This window comes from Edaphovirga cremea, from assembly GCF_003332275.1.
In the GTDB taxonomy this organism is placed as follows: domain Bacteria; phylum Pseudomonadota; class Gammaproteobacteria; order Enterobacterales; family Enterobacteriaceae; genus Edaphovirga; species Edaphovirga cremea.
Genome location: NZ_QOVA01000053.1, coordinates 1 through 6,893, shown reverse-complemented (window position 1 = coordinate 6,893; position 6,893 = coordinate 1). Strand labels below are relative to the sequence as shown.

Sequence of the window (6,893 nt, the reverse complement as noted above, 5' to 3'; positions counted from 1 at the left end):
TGTGAGGCTGCATCACGTCCATCAATGCGCTTCGTTCAGCCTAGAACGGAGTCTCAACAGGCCATGCGGGCTCTGCATCGGGTTCGTGAGTCTCTGGTGCAGGATAAGGTCAAAACGACCAATCAAATGCATGCTTTTCTGCTGGAGTTTGGCGTCAGCGTTCCTCGAGGTGCTGCGGCTATCAGTCGGCTAAGCACGATCCTTGAAGACAACAAATTACCTTTTTATCTCAACCAGTTATTGCTGAAATTGCAGCGGCATTATCATTATCTTGTTGAGCAGATAAACGATTTGGAAGCTCAGTTGAAGCGAAAGTTAAACGAGGATGAGGTTGGGCAGCGTTTACTGACGATCCCCTGTGTGGGAACGCTGACAGCCCGTACCATTTCCACTGAGCTTGGTGACGGCAAACAATACGCCAGCAGCCGTGATTTTGCGGCAGCAACAGGACTGGCACCACGTCAGTACAGCACGGGCGGCCGGACGATGTTGCTGGGGATCAGCAAGCGAGGCAACAAAAAGATCCGAACCTTGCTGGTTCAGTGTGCCAGAGTTTTTATACAAAAACTGGAACACCAGTCTGGCAAGCTGGCCGACTGGGTCAGGGAGTTGTTGTGCCGAAAAAGTAATTTTGTCGTGACCTGTGCTCTGGCAAACAAGCTGGCCAGAATAGCCTGGGCACTGACGGCACGACAACAGACGTTCCATGCGTAAAGTCAACAAGAATAATGATTTTAAACAGCCACTTATCTGGTTTTGCGAATACTGATTATTGATGATACGAACGGCCAACCGGCCTGTTGAGGAACCTGTAAAACGGAAAGGCTCATCTGAAGCCGTATATTTTCTAGAGGTTCATCAGGCGCGGAACTCATCGAGGCGCGGGCAATTAAGCTCATTCAGACGCCGGATAGATTCAAGTAAGCCAACGATATCTTCAAAATCAGTGTTGCAAAAACGGGAGTGACCATAGATTCCATTTTCCAAGCGGACCCCAGTATCCACGGGGACTGGCACAGCGACAAATATCCTAAGGTGGTGTGACGATGATTGGCCTTGCCCCTGGATCAATTCAGGCGTCGTTATCGGGGCGTTCGATGGGGCAGTGATTTACGTTATGTCCTCAACTGACATATCGATACTTGTGCATTGAGATTGTTCGTGCACGTGGCATCCTCATGAAAATAGGCATTCCTGGGGGAGCAAATATGTATATTTCAATTCAGGCAGCGTAGTGAGAAGAATCTGAAAGGCATTTGCCGGAATAGGGCTCTGATAAATAACGTATCCTTTCTGACGAATGGTGACTTGTGCGTTTCTTCTGACAATGTCGCGTACTAAGGAGAAACAGCCACTGCTACTCGTAAGAAATGTTCAGCGTTGCCGTGGCATTCGCCTTGCCCGGCATCACTTTCTGCAAGGTCTGGTAATAGCGCGCCTGAAAGCCCAATGTTTCCATGCCGCCTGCCGAGGTTTTTAACAAGAGGTTTTCGCCAATGTTCATTGGGGTATTGTTGTATAAAATCTGTGCCCCCACACCTTTGGCCACGTCGGCGTTACCCGCGCCGGTGAGAGCCAGCACGCTGGTATTACTGGTATCGGTATTCTGCACTCCTGACATCGAAACATTAACCCGGGTGCCGGCATCGCAATTCAGGCCCAGATTAAAGCTCCTGGTTCCCAGCGTACTGCCCACCCCGCTAAACTGGTTTGCCTGCACGTCCCCGAGCGGGACTGCGACATCTGGCGGGCATTTTCCCTCCTGCTTCAGCAATGCCAGCGCACGTCCATATGTTGGCGCTTTGTCCGTGTTGATAAAACGCGGAATTTGCCAGCGCTTCACGTTGTTGAGGATTTTTCCAAGAAAGCGATAAGCTGCCTTTGTATTGCGGTGGGGGAGAGATAAAAATCGATAGTGCAGCCCCTGCTGTCAACGGCACGGTACAGATAAGCCCAGCACCCGTTAACCTTCACGTATGTTTCGTCAATGTGCGAGGGACTAAGATCAGAAGGATTACGCCAGTACCCGCGCAGGCGTTTTTCTATTTCAGGGGCATAGGGCTGAACTCAACGATAAATCGTGGTGTGATCGACATTGACGCCGCGTTCGGCGAGCATTTCCTAGAGTTCGCGATAACTGATGCCGTATTTACAATACCAGCGAACAGCCCAAAGGATGATCTCGCCCTGAAAATGCCTGCCATGGAAAGGATTCACGGGCTGTTCCTTCAGCTAAAAGAGCGTTCAGTTTACACCACTGACTATTTGCAACAGTGCCATAACTGTCTGGTTTTAAGTTACGGTTTATGTGACATCTTTTAATGTTCTGAGTCGCTTATGTGGGGTCTGAGTTGAGTAGATCTACCCAGTTACAGGGCTTGCGCTTCCCACTCTTTTTATAGTGATGGAGGGGTTGGTACAAACGCATCTGTCGTAGGAATGTTCTTAATCGCAATGTGGTTACCTGACTGTAACTGGCGGAATAAAACCATGCGATCTTGAACCCGCTTCTCCTCAAGCGGTTTTTTTCGGTAATATATGTATACCGCTGGGTGAATAGAGTTTTTGGTCTTTAAGCTTCCTTTAAAAGAGGAAAAGTCAATTCGGGATCCTATTTGCAACAGTGCCTGCATTTTGATACTCTGAATTTTCTTATTACGCCCAAGGTATGAATTTTATTATCTTAATAGAATAATAACTCTTTTATCTATCGGCTCCAGGAGGGAACCGTGGCTCAGAAAAAAATAGTAATTCAATGCCCATGTCTTTATACCCGCAAGGGGATTGAGGAGCTCCTCTTAAATAAAAAATTTTCAGACAAATATAAAATTGTTGCCAGCATTAGTCACCTTGACCAGTATGGAAGTCGATTAATAAGGTTTTTTGACGTCGATATTATTATCGTGACCCTCAGCAGTGCGGTTGATGATCCCGTGACTAGCTTAAGTTTTTTCGGTGAATTTTTACCAACAGGGCATCCTGATGCCAAAATATTACTGATTGCTGATGTGATATCTACTGGAGTGATGGCTCGCTACTTATCTAAACTTAACAATATCAGTGCTGCCCTAGATACATCACACTCACTGGCGATACTAGAAACTCATTTGATTTCAGGTATCGAGACAATTAATGAGGCGTATAAACCCGGTAAAGTAACCATACCCGCACTTTCCCAGCGGGAAACCACCGTGCTGCGGCGACTTCTGGATGGGGAAAAAGCGGCTGGTATTGCTATAGACCTGCAACTCAGTCACTCGACGGTCAGTGCTCACAAACATTCAGCGCTTAAAAAATTGAGCATCCGATCGCTGCATCCCCTGATAATGAATAAATATTACAGAAAAGTAATAAACGAGGCGTTCAGCGGTTCTATTAGAAACAAGTAGCAGATCGTCAGTTTTCAGGATGAGAAGTGAAGATGTTGGTGGTGTACTCAACTGGTTGTGGGCAATGGGACATTATCTAGGAGATCCCGATAACGGTATTCTTGACATCTCCCTGAAGGTTATCGACCGCGAAAATCCCGACGAATTACATGCGGTGATTCTCTGCAAATATGACCATTGACTTTCTGACGCGACCGCTAGCGTATTTACAATTTAAACAATGGATTACCTTCTTAACGAATGAAAAGGACTTGAGGGTCTAAGCCGGAACCCCAAATTTTTCCGTCACTCTTATCTCAGGTTTGCGATAAGTTCATCCACGTCGATAAGTTTGTTGCTGCTTTGAAAGGTATAATGCACGGTTCTTTCAGCTAAAAAATCGCTCATTTTATCATCACTGGCTATTTGCAACTGTGCCTATGCCATTGCAATAATCAGCAGGATAAATTATACCTACTGATTATCGCACCCAGATGTTTTGAATTATCACACCTTAGAATATCTAGAGGTTGTGGCATTCAATAACCTCATGAATAATAAAAATATTATTCCTTGCAATCCACTTCAATACTGACATTAAGGTGTAGCCCTGCCCCCCATGCTTCTCTGCGACTAATAATAATTGATCAGGAACACGGCTTTGCCGTCAGCCGTTCCCGGTGTCACCATAACGTCTGTCTGGATATAACAGGCTGCCAGAGGGATCTTGATTTCCGTGCGGCCATCTTTCGGGAGCTGAAACAGTTTTTCTGTCGCAAAGTCAAATAATGCGGGGCTACCGCTGGTACTCCCCCACCCCCATTGAATACCAACACCCAAGGCGGAACCAGAGGAAGATTTATCCGTGGACATAACCCCTCTTGGCGAATCAATGACCGACGTTGAGGGGGTTAATCTTACGCCGACGCTGTTGCTGGTAGAATTCGCGACCAGTCCTGTGCCCGTACTGTAATCAAACATGAGCGTACTGTTAGCAGCATTATAAAAACCATGGAAGGCGGGGCAACCCGTCAACACGATTGACGCATCCACCCACGGGGTCGTGGAGTCGATTCCGGTAAAATATTGCCGCTTCTCATAACTTCCCATGTCAACATTCACATCCGGCGTTTTACAGGTCTGGGTAGATACCTTTAGTTGTCCCTGAAACCTGACTACATTCGTCTTAATGGGTAACCCAGGTGTTGTCTCGTGAGTCAGCGGATTAGTAATAATTATATTGGCGGTGGGCAGTTTCGATGCGTCAAGGGTGTAGCTTCCGGGATTAATAGTGCCGATTTTAATCAGTGAGACATAGATGTTGGTATCGTTCATATAAGGCCGATAACTCCCCGAGGTTATCTGTCTCTGAAAATCGGTAGCGTATGCATAATTCAGTCGGCCCAGTATTGCTGCATCACCATTATTGCTGCGGGAAATTGCAATACCTACGCCTTGAATACCGGTCTGGTACACCGCGCCACCAAATGGACTAGCTGTCCATGTGGAAAGTGCCAGAGGTGCACTTTCAACACCCCATGCCAGATTGAGCCAAAACCAGGTATCCACAGGTGATGTACAGTTTATGACGCTGCTACCGGTACTACCGCTATACCAGCGCCCCTGATAAATCACCGTCCCCACGGGAATATCCGCACCCGCTGAAATATTCGGCGGACTCAGTTGTACGGTATCGGTACGGGGTGAACCATTAATCGGTGAACAGACAATCGCAGCCCACGTGGTTTCAGTGGCGGCCATGAGTAAAAGCAACCCGGTAGCAGCCTGTTTTATTCTCTTCATTCTTTGCCCTCTGGTGCAGTTGTGTACCATCCCTGCTATGTCTGATGACTTCATGCTTTGCCTCCACATACCGACGTAAAGCGCATGGGTGACTCCATACGCTTGCCTTTCGGCTGCGGCGGCATCAGGTAGGACACGCTGCACTGCTGCGCCCCGTCCTGACCCCACTTCAAACTAAGTTGATCCCGCTCTTTTTCCACCCGGGCATAGATTTGCCCCATCTGCCCGACCATCCCCACGTTGTTGCCTTTGCTGTCGAACACGTTGGCACCGAACGGCACCGGACTGCCATCACTTAACGTTGTGGTAATAAGCAGCGGATAACCCTGTTGGGTATCGTACTTCAGGTGTACCACTGCCCCGGCGTAAGGGGCCACTTTCTGACTGGTGCTCTGCAGCTCCACCTCATACGGCAACCCTTTGGGGTCGATAATGATTTCGTTCAACTCATACGGGTTCAAGTACGGCACTGCAAGGATTTATTAGAAAGACATGTACATTTAAAAAATAATCAAATACAAGGAATGTCAGGCTTGCGCCATTCTAGGTTTATTGCTTTTTTGCGTAACAAGCAATTTGTCGTCGATGCCATGAAGCAGATTTATGAAGCTCAAACTTCAACATAAATGCCTCTCGATAAATTTAAATCCTTATAAATATTAGAGGATAATTAAAGCACGCATTTGATTAATAATGGATTTGCTTGCATTAAGGCATGTTACTGTCTGCAAGTCAGGAGGTTACTGATTGGTGAATTTTATTTGTTTTAATCTGAATATGTCGATATTAAATATGGAAATTTTATCAATTAGCCATATTTTACTTTAAGATAAATTCTTAGATGAGCAAACTAATTGAAATAGAATTCCTAGTGAAAAGGAATAATTTTTAACTATGTTGAAGCTTTCCATGATAACAAATTATTGTCCGAGTGAAAGGGCTTATTGCAAAAAAACAGATGAAGTTAACTGGCACTGTTGCAAATAGTCAGTGGCGATTCAGAGGTGGGAAAATGAAGTTTATACACTTTTAATTATGAGGTGGAATTCTTGAATTCATAATATTGCATGAAGGTAAAGTCAATCTTTTTAACAACCTGATTGAAATTGACTTTCGTAAACTTACTGTTTTTAGTATTTTTAGTGTCTAAATCAATTAAATGGATTAAACGTATTTTTTTACTGTCTAATTGGGTTGTTATTCTTTACTTTACTTATTTAATATAATTAAATGCTTGTTTTTATTAATTTTACAGAATTAAAAACTATTGCAAAATTACCTATTTAATTAGGAATAAGACGAGATTATAGCTGGATATTAATTTAGCTGCCTGAATATAAAGAAAAAAATAAAGCGTGCAATGGCGGGGAGTAGGATTTTGACACAAGGAAATTCTTACCAGTAATATTATTCCTATCTTGGCGATTATCACCGCGGTTTGGACACACTGAATGGAAGTGACCATGGATTTTTTCCAGTCACTCACTCGGCTGTAGCTTGCTGTAGACGTAAAAAGAAAAGCTAAGAAAATCGATGAATTACATCGGTGCAGGGATGCCGAAAGTCAAGTTCTGGCTCCCTTTCACAATCATTAAAGGATTATTTTTTTCCATGAAAAAGTCAGCTTTAGTTGCTTCAATTGCCCTGCTGATGGGCGTTTCCTCTTTCGCTAATGCCGCGTCAACCGGCACCATCACGTTCAACGGTAACATCACCGACAAT

General features: G+C 45.1%; 5 protein-coding genes and 2 pseudogenes. 2 read left to right on the top strand and 5 right to left on the bottom strand.

From position 1 onward, the window contains the following. The coding region (locus DRI82_RS23525; RefSeq protein WP_114196309.1) for an IS110 family RNA-guided transposase at nt 1-714 on the top strand (714 nt) is incomplete at its 5' end. Nucleotides 715-1,176: 462 nt separating this feature from the next. Here the strand turns inward: DRI82_RS23525 and DRI82_RS23515 are convergent. The 3 genes and pseudogenes from DRI82_RS23515 to DRI82_RS24475 form a co-directional block, all read right to left on the bottom strand. After that, nucleotides 1,177-1,332, bottom strand: a pseudogene (locus DRI82_RS23515) (fimbria/pilus outer membrane usher protein); the annotation flags it as partial. Nucleotides 1,333-1,357: 25 nt separating this feature from the next. Then, nucleotides 1,358-1,696 carry a fimbrial protein gene (locus DRI82_RS23510; protein ID WP_245956924.1) on the bottom strand — a complete coding sequence of 113 codons (339 nt, stop codon included), beginning with the start codon at nt 1,694-1,696 and terminating at the stop codon, nt 1,358-1,360. Between the two features lie 42 nt (nt 1,697-1,738). Further along, nucleotides 1,739-2,217 (bottom strand): annotated as a pseudogene (locus tag DRI82_RS24475) (IS6 family transposase); the annotation flags it as partial. 512 nt (nt 2,218-2,729) lie between these two features. On the opposite strand from DRI82_RS24475, the gene DRI82_RS23505 reads away from it, so the two are divergent. Then, nucleotides 2,730-3,389, top strand: a complete 660-nt coding sequence (locus DRI82_RS23505; protein ID WP_114196305.1) for a helix-turn-helix transcriptional regulator — start codon at nt 2,730-2,732, stop codon at nt 3,387-3,389. Between the two features lie 612 nt (nt 3,390-4,001). Here the strand turns inward: DRI82_RS23505 and DRI82_RS23500 are convergent. Together DRI82_RS23500 and DRI82_RS23495 are read right to left on the bottom strand one after the other, a co-directional pair. Continuing rightward, a complete protein-coding gene (locus tag DRI82_RS23500; protein WP_114196304.1) occupies nt 4,002-5,171 on the bottom strand; it encodes a fimbrial protein in 1,170 nt (389 codons plus the stop codon). Nucleotides 5,172-5,221: 50 nt separating this feature from the next. Then, a complete protein-coding gene (locus DRI82_RS23495) occupies nt 5,222-5,641 on the bottom strand; it encodes a FimD/PapC C-terminal domain-containing protein (RefSeq protein ID WP_245956923.1) in 420 nt (139 codons plus the stop codon). Nucleotides 5,642-6,893 lie beyond the last annotated feature (1,252 nt).